We start from the raw sequence: 17,095 nt of genomic DNA on the forward strand, positions 1-17,095 counted from the left end.
ATAGCGCCCTTCCTGATTCTCACCGCGTGCACCAGCTGACCAGATAACTGTCTGGCGGTGGGGTATTGTCTGAGAGCAGGCGAACGTCTTTCTATCTTTTAGAGAATCGAGCAAAAAATATATGGTTTTTACACTGGGTCAATGCTGGATTAGTGATACGGAAAGTGAGCTGGGACTGGGGACAGTCGTGGCGCTGGATACGCGCATGGTCACACTGATGTTTCCCGCCACCGGCGAAAACCGCCTCTATGCCCGTAATGATTCTCCGGTCACCCGCGTGATTTTTAATCCGGGTGATACCGTCACCAGCCACGAAGGCTGGCAGATGCAGGTTGATGAAGTCCGCAACGAAAACGATTTAGTGACTTACATCGGCACGCGTCTTGATACTGACGAAAGCAACGTGGTGCTGCGCGAAGTGATGCTCGACAGCAAACTGGTGTTCAGCAAACCACAGGATCGCCTGTTTGCCGGCCAGCTGGACCGCATGGATCGCTTCGCCCTGCGCTTCCGCGCACGCAAATACCAGAGCGAACAGTATTGCCTGCCGATTAGCGGCCTGCGCGGCATGCGCACCAACCTGATTCCGCATCAGCTGCACATCGCGCATGACGTAGGTCGCCGCCACGCGCCGCGCGTGCTGCTGGCCGATGAAGTCGGCCTCGGTAAAACCATTGAAGCCGGGATGATTATTCAGCAGCAGCTGCTGGCCGGACGCGCTGAGCGCGTGCTGATCGTGGTGCCAGAAACCCTGCAGCACAGTGGCTGGTGGAAATGCTGCGCCGCTTCAACCTGCGCTTTGCCCTGTTTGACGACGACCGCTACACCGAAGCGCAGCACGACAGCGATAACCCGTTTGATACCGAGCAGCTGATTATCTGCTCGCTGGATTTTGTCCGCCGCAACAAACAGCGGCTGGAGCTACTGGCCGAAGCCGACTGGGACCTGCTGGTGGTCGACGAAGCGCATCATCTGGCGTGGAGCGAAACCGCGCCGAGTCGCGAATATCAGGTTATCGAACAGCTGGCGGAAAAGACCGCCGGCGTGCTGCTGCTGACCGCGACGCCGGAACAGCTGGGCATGGAGAGCCACTTTGCCCGTCTGCGCCTGCTGGACCCGAATCGTTTCCACTATTTCGCTCAGTTCGTGGCCGAGCAGCAGCACTATCGCCCGGTGGCTGACGCCGTCAGCACGCTGCTGGCCGATCACGCCATCAGCAAAGACGAGATGAACCTGATCAACGATCTGGTCGGCGAGCAGGATATCGAGCCGCTGCTGCAGGTGGCGAACAGCGATCGCGACGGCAAAGACGACGCGCGTAAAGAGCTGATTTCGATGCTGATGGATCGCCACGGCACCAGCCGCGTGCTGTTCCGCAACACCCGTAACGGCGTGAAGGGTTTCCCGAAACGTGAACTGCATCAGATTCGCCTGCCGCTGCCGGCGCAGTATCAGACGGCGATTAAAGTCTCCGGCATCATGGCGGCGCGCAAAACGGTGGAAGAGCGCACGCGCGACATGCTGTATCCGGAGCAGATTTATCAGGAATTTGAAGGCGACAGCGGCACTTGGTGGAACTTCGACCCGCGCGTTGAGTGGCTGATGGGCTACCTCACCAGCAACCGTAAAGAGAAAGTGCTGGTGATTTGCGCCAAAGCGGCCACTGCGCTGCAGCTGGAGCAGGTGCTGCGCGAGCGCGAAGGCATCCGCGCCGCGGTGTTCCATGAAGGGCTATCGATTATCGAACGGGACCGCGCGGCCGCCTTCTTGGCTTCGCAGGAAGATGGCGCACAGTGCTGCTGTGTTCGGAGATCGGCTCGGAAGGGCGTAACTTCCAGTTCGCCAGCCGGCTGGTGATGTTCGATTTACCGTTTAACCCGGATCTGCTGGAGCAGCGTATTGGCCGTCTCGATCGTATCGGCCAGCTGCATGACATCCAGATTCTGGTGCCGTGGCTGGAGAAAACCGCCCAAGCGGTGCTGCTGTGCTGGTACCACGAAGGGCTGGACGCGTTTGAGCACACCTGCCCGACCGGCCGCACCATCTACGACAGCGCCTATGCGCAGCTGATTGAGTATCTGGCCGCGCCGGACAACCCACAGGGGCTAGACGACTTTATCGCCCAGAGCCGCAAACAGCATGACACGCCGAAGGCGCAGCTGGAGCAGGGACGCGACCGTCTGCTGGAGCTGAACTCAAACGGCGGCGAAGCCGCACAGGCGCTGGCCGATGCCATCTGCGAGCAGGATAACGACACCGAGCTGGTGAACTTTGCGCTCAACCTGTTTGATATCGTCGGTATCAACCAGGAAGATCGCAGCGATAATCTGATCGTCCTGACGCCGTCTGACCACATGCTGGTGCCGGATTTCCCCGGCCTGCCGGAAGATGGCTGCACCGTAACCTTTAACCGTAACCAGGCGCTGTCACGCGAAGATACCCAGTTCATTACCTGGGAACATCCGCTGATTCGCAACGGCCTCGACCTGATTCTCTCCGGCGATACCGGCAGCTGTGCGCTGTCGCTGCTGAAGAACAAGGCGCTTCCGGTGGGCACGCTGCTGGTAGAGATGATCTATGTGGTAGAAGCGCAGGCGCCGAAACACCTGCAGCTTACCCGCTTCCTGCCGCCCACGCCGGTCCGCCTGCTGATGGATCGCGCCGGAAATAACCTCGCCGGGAAGGTGGAGTTCGAAAGCTTTAACCGTCAGCTCAACGCGGTCAACCGCCATACTGGCAGTAAGCTGGTGAACGCAGTGCAGCAGGATGTGCATCACATCCTGACGCAGGCGGAAAAAGTCATCGTGCCGGAAGCGCAGGCGCTGATTGCGGCGGCCAAAGTTGAGGCCGATGAGAAGCTGAGCGCCGAGCTGTCGCGCCTTGAAGCGCTGAAAGCGGTCAACCCCAACATCCGTGATGATGAAGTTGATGCGCTGGAGAGCAACCGCGAGCAGGTGCTGGCCAGCCTCGGTGAAGCCGGCTGGCGGCTGGATGCGCTGCGTCTGATCGTTGTTACACACCAATAATCGCTGAGGCCGCGCCCAATCATGCTGATGGAACCATACAATCCGCCGCTCGACCCCTGGCTGCATATTCTGTATCAGGACGAGCACATCATGGTGGTCAACAAGCCGAGCGGTTTGCTGTCGGTGCCCGGCCGCCTTGAGGAGCACAAGGACAGTGTGATGACGCGCATCCAGCGTGATTTTCCGCAGGCGGAGTCGGTGCACCGGCTCGATATGGCCACCAGCGGTGTGATTGTAGTGGCGCTGACCAAGGCGGCCGAGCGCGAGCTGAAGCGGCAGTTTCGCGAACGCGAGCCTGCGAAGCAGTATGTGGCACGCGTCTGGGGACATCCGGCGGCGGAACAGGGCATGATCGATCTGCCGCTGATTTGCGACTGGCCTAACCGGCCGAAGCAGATGGTGAGTGTGGAGCTGGGTAAACCGGCGCAGACGGAGTATCAGGTGCTGGCTTATGACGCCGATAACAGCGCGCGGGTGCAGCTGAAGCCGATCACTGGCCGTTCACACCAGCTGCGCGTGCACCTGCTGGCGCTGGGGCATCCGATTCTCGGCGATCGCTTCTATGCACATCCCGAGGCGTTAGCCATGGCACCGCGCCTGCAGCTACATACCGAATCGCTGACCATTACCCATCCGGCGTTTGGCAACAGCATGACGTTTCGCCAGCCGGCAGATTTTTAAGGGGCCACAGCCCCTTATTTAAAGCCCTTCTCTTTGCGAATTAGGTCGTACGCGGCCTGAATCTCCTGCGCTTTCTGCTTCGCCATCTCCATCATCTCCGGCGGCAAACCTTTCGCCACCAGCTTATCCGGATGGTGCTGGGCCATCAGCTTGCGGTAGGCGCGCTTGATGGTGGTGCTGTCGTCGCTGCTTTTGACTCCCAGCACGCTGCAGGCATCTTCCAGCGTCGGGCCACGTTTCGTCTGTTGATAAGCGCCGCCGCCGTACGACGAACCGCCACCAAACTGCTGACCGCCCTCCATCATGCGCAGAAACTGGTCGAACTGCGCGCGGGAAATCCCCAGCTCTTCCGCGATGACGTACAGCACCTGACGCTCGTTGGGATGCAGTGAACCATCAGCAAACGCCGCCTGGATTTGAATTTCCAGAAACATCCGAATCAGGTCGAAACGGCCAAAGCAGGCGCTGCGCAGCTTGTTACGTAACGGATATTCGCTCTGCTTACCTTCACGAAACGCACGCTGTGCCGCGGTACGCGCATCGCCATGCAGCTGCATGCGATCCATAAATAAAGAGGCAATCTGGATATCCGCTTCGGTGACGCGCCCTTTTGACTTGGTCAGATGGCCCATCACCTGGAACGTGGTGCTGAAGAACAGGGTCTGACGCGCCTGATTATTGGCGAAGTAGCCCTGTCCTTTTACGCTGCGCACTTTGTCAAACAGATGACCAATGATCAGACCCAGTACGATGCCCCAAAAGCCTACTCCGGAAAGTAAGCCGAGAGCCAGACCAATAACTTTTCCCCAGTAGCGCATAAACTCCTCAATTCGCCATGCTTGCGGCTGAAAATTGCATTATCATACCTGTCATTTATCTCCGCGCCTAACGGCAACGCAGGCAGAGCAGGATTAACACTGGCGCAACGCCGGGCGGTACGTTAGTCTCTGTCCGGATTGTCGGCATGATGCCAGTTTTCATGGAATTATCGAAACCGCGTATGAAAAAACGTATACCTACCCTGCTGGCTACCATGATTGGTGCAGCGCTTTATAGTCAGCATGCACTGGCCGACGATCTGATGTCGCAGTGTATGCTGGGCGTGCCGAGCTACAACAGCCCGCTGGTCAGTGGCGACGCGAATTCGCTGCCGGTAACCATCAACTCTGACTCAGCAAAAGGGAACTATCCGAACGACGCGGTGTTCACCGGTAATGTTGATGTGCAGCAGGGGAACAGCCGTCTGGTTGCCGACGAGATGCAGCTGCATCAGCGTCAGCAGGACGGACAAACGACGCCGGTGCGTACCGTCGATGCGCTGGGTAATGTGCACTATGACGACAACCAGGTCATCCTGAAAGGTCCGAAAGCTTGGTCCAATCTGAACACCAAAGATACCAACGTGTGGAACGGTAATTATCAGATGGTCGGCCGTCAGGGGCGCGGTGATGCTGACCAGATGAAACTGCGCGGTAATAATCGCTATACCATTTTGGAAAACGGCAGCTTTACCTCCTGTCTGCCGGGTTCCAACAGCTGGAGCGTGGTCGGTTCTGAAGTGATTCAGGACCGTGAAGAAGAAGTGGCGGAGATCTGGAATGCGCGCTTCAAGCTCGGCAACGTGCCGGTGTTTTACAGCCCGTATCTGCAATTGCCGATTGGCGACCGCCGCCGCTCCGGCTTCCTGATCCCCAATGCGAAATACGGCAGCAACAACGGCTTCGAATTCATGCTGCCGTACTACTGGAACATCGCGCCTCAGGCCGATGCCACCATTACGCCGCACTACATGAGCAAGCGCGGTCTGCAGCTGCAGAACGAGTTCCGCTACCTGACGCAGTTTGGTGCCGGCCTGTTAGAGCTGGACTATCTGCCGTCTGACAATCAGTACAACAAAGATAAAGCCGCGCGACCGGCGGTGCAGAACGACAGCAACGACAACCGCTGGCTGTTCTACTGGCGTCACTCAGGCGTCTACGATCAGCACTGGCGCTTCAACGCGGACTACACCAAAGTCAGCAATCCTTATTACTTCAAGGACCTGGATTCGAAGTACTACAGCTCGACTGACGGCTACGCCACGCAGAAATTCAGCGTAGGCTACGCTGACACCAACTGGGATGCGACGCTGTCCAGCAGAGACTTCCAGGTGTTTGGTAATACCAGCAGCCAGAACGTGTATCGGGCGATGCCACAGCAGCTGGATGTCAATCTGTACCAGAACGATATCGGGCCGTTTGACGGTCGCATCTATGCGCAGGCGGTGAAGTTCACTAACGTCAATAACAGAATGCCGGAAGCGACGCGTTTGCACATCGAGCCAACGCTCAACCTGCCGCTGTCCAACGGCTGGGCCAGCTTGGATACCGAGGCAAAGCTGCTCGCGACGCATTACCAGCAGGATAACGTTAACTACTACAACGAAAATATCGATACCACCCGCACCAATCAGCTGAAAGAGTCGGTCAACCGCACCCTGCCGCAGTTCAAGGTAGATGGTCGCCTGGTATTTGACCGCAATATGGACTGGGCCGAAGGCTACACCCAGACGCTGGAACCGCGCGTGCAGTACCTGTATATCCCGTACCGCAACCAGAGCAACATCTATCCGTACGACTCAACGTTGCTGCAGACCGACTACACCGGCCTGTTCCGCGATCGCACCTACAGCGGCCTCGATCGTATCGCTTCGTCTAACGAAGTGGCGACCGGCGTGACCACGCGTATTTATGATAACGATCTGGTTGAACGTTTTAACGTTTCCGTGGGTCAAATCTACTCGTTTACCCCGTCTCGTACCGGCGTAAACCAGACGAATAAAGAAGATGATACCGGTAGCCTGGTGTGGGCGGGTGATACTTACTGGAAAGTCAGCGATCGCTGGGGCGTGCGCGGCGGCCTGCAATACGATACGCGGCTGGACAACGTTTCCCTGGGCAATGCCATTGTGGAATACCGTCGTGATGCCGACCGTATGGTGCAGCTGAGCTATCGCTACAGCAGCCCGGAGTATGTAGCGCAGGCGTTGAATAACCCGAGCTATGTCACTAACCCGATCTACAAAAACGGTATTTCGCAGGTGGGCGCCACGGCCAGCTGGCCGATTGCCGATGCCTGGTCGCTGGTGGGTGGTTACTACTATGACACCCGCAACAGCCGTCCGGCCGAGCAGTTAGTCGGTCTGCAGTACAGCTCCTGCTGCTACGCCATTCGTCTGGGTTACGAACGCAAGATCAACGGTTGGGAAAACAACGACAGCAAGTATGACAACCAAATCTCATTCAACATTGAGCTGCGTGGTCTGAGTTCTAACTATGGCTTAGGCACCAATGAAATGCTGCGTCAGGGCATCATCCCTTATCAGCGCGCTTTCTGATGTTGTGATATTTGACAGGCGATCCCGCAGTGCGGAAACAACAATGGATAAAGTATGAAGAACTGGAGAATGCTGATTCTTGGTGTGGCGATCACCGCTAACACTGCGTTCGCAGCCCCACAGATGGTCGATAAAGTTGCCGCAGTCGTGAACAACGGCGTGGTGCTGGAAAGTGACGTAGACAACATGCTGCGCACGGTGAAGTCACAGGCGCAGCAGGCTGGTCAGCAGCTACCGGATGACAAAACCCTGCGTCATCAGTTCCTTGAACGCCAAGTCATGGACGCCATCATTCTGCAGATGGGCGAAAAAGCCGGTCTGCAGGTGAGCGATCAGCAACTGGATCAGGCGATCCAGAGCATCGCCGCGCAGAACCGCATGAGCGTTGATCAGCTGCGCAGCCGTCTGGCCTATGACGGGATGAACTACAACGATTATCGCGCGCAGATCCGCAAAGAGATGCTGATCTCCGAAGTGCGTAACAATGAAGTGCGCCGTCGCGTCACCATTCTGCCGCAGGAAGTGGATACGCTGGCTAAGCAGATTGGCTCGCAGAATACCCAGGGCACCGAACTTAACATCAGCCAGATTCTGCTGCCGCTGCCGGAAAATCCAACCCAGCAGCAGGTTGATGACCAAGAAGCGCTGGCGCGTCAGCTGGTGGGTGAACTGAAAGGCGGTGCCGATTTCGGTAAACTGGCCGTGACCTACTCTGCCGATCCGCAGGCGCTGAAAGGCGGCAACATGGGCTGGGGCAAAATTGAAGAGCTGCCAACGCTGTTCTCGCAGACGCTGAGCAGCGCGAAGAAAGGCGACATCGTCGGCCCAATCCGCTCCGGCGTTGGCTTCCATATCCTGAAAGTGAACGATCTGCGCGGCGAGAGCAAAAACATCTCGGTTACCGAAGTGCTTGCACGCCACATTCTGCTGAAGCCGTCACCGATCCTTACCGACGATCAGGCGCGCCAGAAGATCGAGCAGATCACCGCAGACATTAAGAGTGGCAAAACCACCTTCGCCGCTGCCGCGACACAGCTCTCCGACGATCCGGGTTCAGCGAACCAGGGCGGCGACCTCGACTGGGCGTCACCGGAAATCGACGATCCGGCGTTCCGTGATGCGCTGCTGAAGCTGCAGAAAGGCCAGGTCAGTGCGCCGGTGCACTCCTCCTTCGGCTGGCACCTGATTCAGCTGCTGGATACCCGTCAGGTAGATAAAACCGATGCAGCACAGAAAGAGCGCGCTTACCGTCTGCTGTTCAACCGTAAGTTTGCCGAAGAAGCGCAAACCTGGATGCAGGAACAGCGCGCCAGTGCTTACGTGAAGATTCTGGATGGCAATGGTCAGTAATTATCGTGTGGCGATCACGCCCGGCGAACCCGCCGGGATTGGTCCCGATCTCGCCGTTACGCTGGCTCAGCGTGACTGGCCGGTTGAGCTAGTGGTGTGCGCAGACGGCGATGTGCTGCGCCAGCGCGCGGCTCAACTGGGTTTGCCGCTGACGCTGCGTGACTATCAGCCCGGCGTGGCACCGCAGCCGCAGCAGGCCGGTACGCTGACGCTGCTGCACATCGCGACGGCGCAGCCGGTGACCGCCGGCGAACTGACGGTCGCCAACGGTCATTACGTACTGGAGACGCTGGCCCGCGCCTGCGACGGTTGCCTCAGCGGCGAGTTTGCCGCGCTGGTGACCGGTCCGGTACACAAAGGCGTGATCAATGACGCCGGCATCCCCTTCACCGGCCACACCGAGTTCTTTGCTGAGCGCGCCGGTGGCGATCGCGTGGTGATGATGCTGGCGACCGAAGCGTTGCGCGTGGCGCTGGCCACCACGCATCTGCCCCTGAAGGATGTCGCAGACGCCATCACCCGTGACAGCCTGCATGAAGTCATCACGATCCTGCATCAGGATTTGCAGCATAAGTTTGGTCTCCCGCAGCCGCATATTTTTGTCTGCGGGCTCAATCCCCATGCCGGCGAAAGCGGTCACATGGGCCGGGAAGAGATCGATACCATCATCCCGGCGCTCGACGAACTGCAACAGCAGGGCATCCAGCTCACCGGCCCGTTACCGGCGGATACGCTGTTTCAGCCGAAATATCTGCAGCACGCTGATGCGGTGCTGGCGATGTATCACGACCAAGGCCTCCCGGTGCTAAAATTTCAGGGATTTGGTCGCGCGGTGAATATCACCCTCGGCCTGCCATTTATCCGTACCTCTGTTGACCACGGCACCGCGCTGGAACTCGCCGGTCTGGGCAGCGCAGAGCCGGTCAGCTTTATTACGGCGCTTAACCTCGCCATCACTATGATCAAGAGCAGTAATGAATAATCGCGTCCATCAGGGGCACTACGCCCGTAAACGTTTCGGGCAGAACTTTCTGAACGATCAGTACATTATCGACAGCATCGTCTCCGCTATTCATCCACAGAAGGGTGAAGCCATGGTGGAGATTGGCCCAGGGCTGGGTGCGTTAACCGAGCCGGTGGGCGAGCGTCTTGATGCGCTGACTGTCGTCGAGCTGGACCGCGACCTTGCCGCGCGTTTGCAGACGCATCCGTTCCTCGGTCCTAAGCTGACGATTTATCAGCAGGATGCTATGACCTTCGACTTCTCCGCGCTGTCAAAGGAGCAGGGTCAGCCGCTGCGCGTGTTTGGCAACCTGCCGTACAACATCTCGACGCCGCTGATGTTCCACCTTTTCAGCTATACTGGTTCGATTAAAGATATGCACTTCATGCTGCAGAAAGAGGTGGTTAACCGTCTGGTAGCCTGCCCGGGCAGCAAAGCTTACGGGCGTCTCAGCGTGATGGCGCAATATTATTGTCAGGTAATTCCGGTGCTGGAAGTGCCACCACAATCGTTCACCCCGCCACCGAAAGTGGATTCAGCGGTGGTGCGTCTGTTGCCCTTTACCCAGCCACCGTATCCGGTCAGCGATGTGCGTTTACTGGGCCGTATCACCACCGAAGCGTTTGGTCAGCGACGCAAAACCCTGCGCAACAGCCTGGGACACCTGTTCACGGCCGGTGCGCTGGATGAACTCAACATCGACGCCTCGCTGCGGGCAGAAAATGTCACCGTGGCGCAGTATTGCCAGCTGGCAAACTGGCTGGGCCATCATCAGGCTGAATCTGCGGAGAACTGAGTGCATGAGTGAACTGGCTCGCGTTTGTGTTCAGGTACTGAGTCAGTATGTGGAATCGCAATCCTCTCCCGATGAGGATCGCTACGTGTTCGCTTACACCATCACTATTCGTAATCTCGGGCGCAACAGCGTACAGCTGCGCAGCCGCTACTGGCTGATCACCAATGGCAACGGGCGCGAGACTGAAGTACAAGGTGAAGGCGTGGTCGGTGAGCAGCCGCATATTGCGCCCGGCAATGAGTTTCAGTACACCAGCGGTGCGATTCTGGAAACGCCAATGGGCACCATGCAGGGACACTATGTGATGATCGACGAAGAGGGCGAGACCTTCCACGTGGAGATTCCGGTGTTCCGCCTCGCGGTGCAAACCCACATTCACGAATTCCTCCTCCGCCCGGCCAGTCCGGGCGGCGCGTTCTCATCGGACTGACTTAATGAGTACATACCTGATTGGCGATATTCACGGCTGTTATGACGAATTACGTGCGCTGCTGGCGCAGGTCAATTTCGATGCGCAGCAGGACGAGCTATGGCTGACCGGCGACCTGGTGGCGCGCGGTCCGGGTTCGCTTGAGGTACTGCGCTACGTCAAGTCGCTCGGAGACTGTGTGCGCATGGTGCTGGGCAACCATGACCTGCATTTGCTGGCAGTGTATGCCGGTATCAGCCGTAACAAGCCCAAGGATCGCCTGACGTCCCTGCTGGAAGCGGAAGATGCCGACGAGCTGATTAACTGGCTGCGTCGCCAGCCGCTGCTGCAGGTGGATGAAGAGAAAAAGCTGCTGATGGCGCATGCTGGCATTACGCCGCAGTGGGATCTGGAGACGGCACAGCAGTGCGCACGCGAAGTTGAGGCGGTATTGTCCAGCGACAGCTATCCGCTGTTTCTCGATGCCATGTATGGCGACATGCCGAACAACTGGACACCGGAGCTGAGCGGACTGGCGCGCCTGCGTTTCAGCACCAATGCGCTGACGCGCATGCGCTTCTGTTTCCCCAATGGTCAGCTCGATATGATTTGCAAAGAGGCACCCGCCTCAGCGCCGCCGCCGCTGAAACCATGGTTCCAGGTGCCCGGCAAAATCGGCAGCGATTATACGCAAATCTTTGGTCACTGGGCTTCGCTGGAAGGAAAAGGCACGCCAGAGCATGTGATCGGGCTCGACACCGGCTGCTGCTGGGGCGGAACGCTGACCCTGCTGCACTGGGAGAGCGGTCAGTATTACACCCAGGTCTCGAACCGTGACCAGGCAATGGCGGAAAGCGTGGTGAATGCGCCTCCCCCCTGAGCAATATGCAGTAAACAAAAAGCCCCGCGATGTTAGCGGGGCTTTTTTTCGGTCGCCATAAATGGCGACCCAACAACGACAATCTGTACCGTGACAGCCATCAGCCTGATATCGAACGATTTTATCGCGTCATAAACAGCGATTGATCCCTGTCGTTGTAGGGTGCGCATTCATGCGCACCTGGCCACTATCAACGGCGGCGATCCAGAATCTCAAAGCAGTAACTGTGCGAATTCTGCGCATCGGCATCGTGGAACTCACTGAAAGTCGACTGCCACTCGTCCGGCTCGTAGTCCGGGAACTGGGTGTCGCCTTCCACTTCCGCATCAATATGCGTCAGATAGAGACGATCGGCGCGCGCCAGCATCTGCGCATAAATCCGGCCACCGCCAATCACCATGATCTCTTCTGCCTCACCCGCTGCGGCAATCGCCTCTTCCGGCGACGTCACCCAGGTCACGCCGTCATAGTTGCCGGGCTGGCTGCTGACCACAATATTCAGGCGTCCCGGTAACGGGCGACCAATCGATTCAAAGGTCAGACGGCCCATAATCACCGGTTTGTTCAGCGTGTTGCGCTTGAACCACGCGAGGTCGGCAGGCAGGTGCCATGGCATGGCGTTTTCCATGCCAATAATACGATCTGCTGCCAGTGCCGCGATCAAACTAATCATGTTAAAAGACCTACAGGAAAAAATTGGCGCAATGATACGTAAAGGTGAAACTTTCGTCGATAGGACGACCGTGCTATTTACGTAAAGCCCGCTTGGCTCGGCGTTTTGTCTGACCGACAGAGTTTTACTCCGGCTTTGCGGCAGTTAGCGGAAAGAGCCGCCAGAATTCGCGGTGAAGGCGCTACAACTCAGGGTGATGCTCCACGCTGCCCGCGCGCTGTGTAAAGAAAAGCGCACTGTGCCCGCCACAAAAAAAACGGCTCCCGCAAGAGCCGTTGATTTACGCATCAGAAATCGTAGCGCAGGCGCACCAGATTAACGTTGCCCAGAGATTTATCGGTACTGGAGGTGATCACGTACTCGTAGTCGACGCGGAAACCGTAGTCGAGCTGCGCGCTGACGCCCACGCCGTTATCGATACGCTTGTAGTTACGTCTGTTGACGAACTCCAGGCGATCGCCCATGAAGTAAGGCTGGATGCTCTTCACGGCATACTGGCCGATCGGGAATTTATAACCGGCGAAGTATTCAACGCCCCACGCATCATCCGCGAAGTAGTTGTTGACGATGTTGAGTTTGGTTGGCGAGAAATTCTGATACCAGCCCGCACCGGCCGACAGCGTCCAGTTGTCCGGCGTCCAGCTCAGCGCGGTGCCGTAGATATTCTGGTCGTAACGCTTGCTGTCGCCATTGCCCGGATTGCGGATATCCGCGCGGGTGTAGTTCCACGCAGTGCCCCACGCCAGATCTTTGGTGATGTGATAGTTCACACCCAGCGAACCGCCGCCCTTGCGCTTGTAGCGCAGGCTGTTGCCCGGCAGATAGTCGTTATCTTCAAACAGATAAGCGGCATAGACATCCACATCGCCAAAGGCGTTTTTATACTTCAGCATCTTGCGCGAGCGGTAAGATCCGTCGTAGTCACCGTTGATGCCGTTGCCCGGAGCCTGGGCCAGCATATCGTAGTCCCAGATATCGGTTTTAGCGCCGACGACATCGTAATAAACGATGTTCTGCTGGCCAAAATAGAGCTCGCCCAGCGATGCGCTTTTGAAACCGGTGTACAGCTGGCGACGCGTGGTGTTATGGGCGCCGTCCGCATAGTAGTTATCCCAGCCCCACCATGCCGGGAAGTTAACGCCCAGCGGGAGTAACCCACCCAGCTGACATCGTCAAACAAGTAGTAGTTGGCGCTGAAGCGGAAACGTGAGCCGCCGTCGTAGCCGTTACGCTTATATGATTTATCGTTAACCCCATTCTGATGCAGATACAGATACTGCGGACGAATACTGCCGCCCACTTTGAAATCAAGACTGCTAAGGGGATCGCCGGCCTGCGGATCCTGCTTCAGCAGGGTGATTTCCGCCTGACTGGCGAGTGGTGCAGCAACAAGTAACGCAGCCACTGCGCTGAGAGTGAAAGCACGCATTTTCATTTTTATATCCCGTTAAGGTGAACGCTCTATGATTGAGCAGCGAAATAGTACGGTGCGCTTAGCGGGGAGGTATTTATAATTTTGTGCGGATATGCCTGAATGTAACTGGTTTCGCATCAACTGATAAAAATCATGTCAAATAAATAGATTTGTAACGTATAACCTTATGCAGCATAGGCAAAACAGCCAAAAAAAAACGGCCCGCGCGGGGCCGTTTAGCATCTGGCAAAGCAGTTTAGCCTTTGATCTGCGCGTGCATTTCCTGCACCGAAATCACTTTTTCGGTCGGGTCCGCATTCAGCGCCATCGCGGTAGCAAAACCACCGTTCAGCGTGGTGTCGTAATGCACTTTGTACTGCAGCGCGCTGCGGCGAATCAGTTTCGAATCCTCAATCGCCTGACGTCCTGCGGTGGTGTTGACGATGTAGGTATACTCACCGTTCTTCAGGCGGTCCTGAATGTGCGGACGCCCTTCGTGCACCTTATTCACCAAGCGCGGATTAATGCCAGCTTTACCCAGCACCACGGCGGTACCGTGCGTCGCATCCAGCTCGAAGCCAAACTTCTGCAGCTTCGCGGCCAGGTCAACAATACGTTTCTTGTCGCCTTCACGCACCGACAGCAGCGCACGCCCCTGCTTCTTCATATTGCTTTGCGCGCCCAGCATAGCTTTGCTGAATGCTTCCGCAAAGGTGCGGCCCACGCCCATCACTTCACCGGTCGAACGCATTTCCGGACCAAGAATCGGGTCCACGCCCGGGAATTTGTTGAACGGCAGCACCACTTCTTTCACCGAGTAGTACGGCGGAATCACCTCTTCGGTCACGCCCTGTTCAGCCAGGGTTTTACCAGCCATCACGCGCGCAGCCACTTTCGCCAGCGGCACGCCGGTGGCTTTGGAGACAAACGGCACGGTACGCGCGGCACGTGGGTTCACCTCAATCAGGTAAACTTCGTTGTCCTTGACCGCAAACTGCACGTTCATCAGGCCACGTACGTTGAGTTCGAAGGCCAGCTTTTCCACCTGCTGGCGCATCACGTTCTGAATCTCAGTGCTCAGGGTGTACGCCGGCAGCGAACAGGCCGAGTCACCGGAGTGCACGCCCGCCTGCTCAATGTGTTCCATGATGCCGCCAATCAGCACGCGTTCGCCGTCGCAAATCGCATCGACGTCCACTTCCACCGCGTCATCGAGGAAGCGATCCAGCAGCACTGGCGCATCGTTGGACACGGACACCGCAGTCTGGAAGTAACGCTTGAGATCGACTTCATCATAGACGATTTCCATCGCCCGGCCGCCCAGCACATAAGAAGGACGCACCACCAGCGGATAGCCAATCCCTGCTGCTTTTTCTACCGCCTGTTCCAGCGTCGCCACCGTGGCGTTAGCTGGCTGTTTCAGCTTCAGGCGATCCACCGCCTGCTGGAAACGCTCACGGTCTTCCGCGCAGTCAATGGCATCCGGACTGGTACCAATCACCGGGACGCCAGCCGCTTCCAGCGCGCGCGCCAGCTTCAGCGGCGTCTGGCCACCGTACTGCACGATAACGCCTTTTGGCTGCTCGATGCGCACGATCTCCAGCACGTCTTCCAGCGTAACCGGCTCGAAGTAGAGACGGTCTGAGGTATCGTAATCGGTTGACACTGTTTCCGGGTTACAGTTGACCATGATGGTTTCGTAACCGTCTTCACGCAGCGCTAACGCCGCATGCACGCAGCAGTAATCGAACTCAATGCCCTGGCCGATACGGTTTGGCCCGCCGCCCAGAATCATGATTTTGTCGCGATCCTGATTAGGATTGGCTTCGCACTCTTCTTCATAGGTGGAGTACATGTAGGCGGTGTCCGTGGCGAACTCTGCCGCACAGGTATCCACGCGCTTGTAAACCGGATGCAGGTTGAACTGATGACGCAGCTTGCGGATTTCACTTTCCGCCACGCCCGCCAGCGTTGCCAGACGCACATCGGCAAAGCCTTTACGCTTCAGCGCACGCAGGAAATCCGCGCTCAGCGAGTTGACACCTTCGCGCGCCACCTGCTCTTCCAGGCGCACCAGCTCTTCAATCTGCACCAGGAACCAGCGGTCAACGTTAGTCAGGTTAAACACGCCGTCGACCGACATGCCGGCACGGAACGCATCAGCGATATACCAGATGCGGTCAGAACCGGCATCTTTCAGCTCGCGGCGGATACGGGTCAGGGCTTCGCCATCATCCAGATCCACTTTCGGGTCGAAACCGCTGGCGCCCACTTCCAGACCGCGCAGCGCTTTCTGCATCGACTCTTGGAACGTGCGGCCAATCGCCATCACTTCACCGACCGATTTCATCTGCGTGGTCAGACGGTCATTGGCACCGGCAAACTTCTCGAAGTTGAAGCGGGGAATCTTGGTGACAACGTAGTCGATGGACGGCTCGAACGAGGCCGGCGTACGGCCACCGGTGATGTCGTTCATCAGTTCATCGAGGGTAAAGCCCACTGCCAGCTTGGCCGCGACTTTGGCAATCGGGAAGCCGGTCGCTTTCGAGGCCAGCGCTGAAGAACGCGACACGCGCGGGTTCATCTCAATGACGATCAGGCGGCCATCTTTCGGGTTCACCGAGAACTGGACGTTGGAACCGCCGGTTTCGACACCGATTTCACGCAGCACCGCCAGCGAGGCGTTACGCATGATCTGATACTCTTTATCGGTCAGCGTTTGGGCAGGTGCCACGGTGATCGAGTCACCGGTGTGAATCCCCATGGCGTCAAAGTTTTCGATAGAGCAGACGATGATGCAGTTGTCGTTTTTATCACGCACCACTTCCATCTCGTACTCTTTCCAGCCAATCAGCGACTCATCAATCAGCAGCTCATTGGTTGGCGACAGATCCAGGCCGCGCTCGCAAATCTCTTCAAACTCTTCGCGGTTGTAAGCGATACCGCCACCGGTGCCGCCCATGGTAAACGACGGACGAATGATGCACGGGAAACCGACCTCTTCCGCTACCTCCAGCGCTTCTTCCATGGTGTGCGCGATACCGGAACGTGCGGTATCTAGGCAGATGCTCTTCATCGCCACGTCGAAGCGGCGACGGTCTTCGGCTTTATCAATCGCATCGGCGGTGGCACCAATCATGGTCACGCCGAACTCGGCCAGCACGCCCTGGCGCTCCAGCTCCAGCGCACAGTTCAGCGCGGTCTGGCCACCCATGGTCGGCAGCACGGCATCCGGGCGCTCTTTTTCAATGATTTTACGCACCACTTCCCAGTGGATGGGCTCGATGTAGGTCGCATCCGCCATTTCCGGGTCGGTCATGATGGTGGCCGGGTTAGAGTTCACCAGAATGACGCGGTATCCCTCTTCACGCAGCGCTTTACACGCCTGCGCACCTGAATAGTCGAATTCACATGCCTGGCCAATCACAATCGGGCCTGCGCCAAGGATCAGGATAGATTTTATGTCAGTACGTTTTGGCATCGTGGG

10 protein-coding genes and 2 pseudogenes are annotated in these 17,095 nt (G+C 57.5%); 8 read left to right on the forward strand and 4 right to left on the reverse strand.

Annotated elements, in window-relative coordinates:
- Positions 1–121: 121 nt before the first annotated feature.
- Positions 122–3,026, forward strand: a pseudogene (gene rapA, locus AC6I8M_RS20190) (RNA polymerase-associated protein RapA).
- 21 nt (positions 3,027–3,047) lie between these two features.
- Positions 3,048–3,707 carry a bifunctional tRNA pseudouridine(32) synthase/23S rRNA pseudouridine(746) synthase RluA gene (gene rluA / locus AC6I8M_RS20195; RefSeq protein ID WP_498013583.1) on the forward strand — a complete coding sequence of 220 codons (660 nt, stop codon included), beginning with the start codon at positions 3,048–3,050 and terminating at the stop codon, positions 3,705–3,707.
- Positions 3,708–3,721: 14 nt separating this feature from the next.
- Here the strand turns inward: rluA and djlA are convergent, their stop codons facing one another.
- Entirely contained in the window at positions 3,722–4,525 is an 804-nt protein-coding gene (gene djlA, locus AC6I8M_RS20200; protein ID WP_010616638.1) for a co-chaperone DjlA, read from the reverse strand.
- Between the two features lie 182 nt (positions 4,526–4,707).
- Here djlA and lptD point away from each other — a divergent pair, with 182 nt between their 5' ends.
- The 6 genes from lptD to apaH are packed head-to-tail and all read left to right on the forward strand — an operon-like array spanning position 4,708 to position 11,521.
- A complete protein-coding gene (gene lptD / locus AC6I8M_RS20205) occupies positions 4,708–7,083 on the forward strand; it encodes an LPS assembly protein LptD (RefSeq protein WP_010616639.1) in 2,376 nt (791 codons plus the stop codon).
- 54 nt (positions 7,084–7,137) lie between these two features.
- The gene (gene surA, locus AC6I8M_RS20210; protein ID WP_010616640.1) at positions 7,138–8,433 is read left to right on the forward strand and encodes a peptidylprolyl isomerase SurA; all 1,296 of its coding nucleotides are present in this window, start codon (positions 7,138–7,140) and stop codon (positions 8,431–8,433) included.
- Positions 8,423–9,415, forward strand: coding sequence for a 4-hydroxythreonine-4-phosphate dehydrogenase PdxA (gene pdxA, locus AC6I8M_RS20215; RefSeq protein ID WP_010616641.1), 993 nt, complete (start codon positions 8,423–8,425; stop codon positions 9,413–9,415). The genes surA and pdxA overlap by 11 nt, the downstream gene beginning before the upstream one ends.
- Entirely contained in the window at positions 9,408–10,232 is an 825-nt protein-coding gene (gene rsmA / locus AC6I8M_RS20220) for a 16S rRNA (adenine(1518)-N(6)/adenine(1519)-N(6))-dimethyltransferase RsmA (protein WP_498013584.1), read from the forward strand. Before pdxA ends, rsmA begins: the two co-directional genes overlap by 8 nt.
- Before the next feature lie 4 nt (positions 10,233–10,236).
- The gene (apaG, locus tag AC6I8M_RS20225) at positions 10,237–10,662 is read left to right on the forward strand and encodes a Co2+/Mg2+ efflux facilitator ApaG/CorD (RefSeq protein ID WP_022549127.1); all 426 of its coding nucleotides are present in this window, start codon (positions 10,237–10,239) and stop codon (positions 10,660–10,662) included.
- A gap of 4 nt (positions 10,663–10,666) precedes the next feature.
- The gene (gene apaH, locus AC6I8M_RS20230) at positions 10,667–11,521 is read left to right on the forward strand and encodes a bis(5'-nucleosyl)-tetraphosphatase (symmetrical) ApaH (protein ID WP_010616644.1); all 855 of its coding nucleotides are present in this window, start codon (positions 10,667–10,669) and stop codon (positions 11,519–11,521) included.
- A gap of 190 nt (positions 11,522–11,711) precedes the next feature.
- Here apaH and folA read toward each other — a convergent pair whose 3' ends face one another.
- From folA to carB, 3 genes and pseudogenes are all read right to left on the reverse strand, one after another.
- Complete coding sequence (gene folA, locus AC6I8M_RS20235; protein ID WP_010616645.1) at positions 11,712–12,194, reverse strand: type 3 dihydrofolate reductase; 483 nt, start codon at positions 12,192–12,194, stop codon at positions 11,712–11,714.
- Positions 12,195–12,481: 287 nt separating this feature from the next.
- A pseudogene (locus tag AC6I8M_RS20240) lies at positions 12,482–13,629 on the reverse strand (porin).
- 235 nt (positions 13,630–13,864) lie between these two features.
- Positions 13,865–17,089, reverse strand: a complete 3,225-nt coding sequence (carB, locus tag AC6I8M_RS20245) for a carbamoyl-phosphate synthase large subunit (protein WP_010616647.1) — start codon at positions 17,087–17,089, stop codon at positions 13,865–13,867.
- Between the last annotated feature and the right edge of the window lie 6 nt (positions 17,090–17,095).

This window comes from Type-A symbiont of Plautia stali, assembly GCF_059731155.1.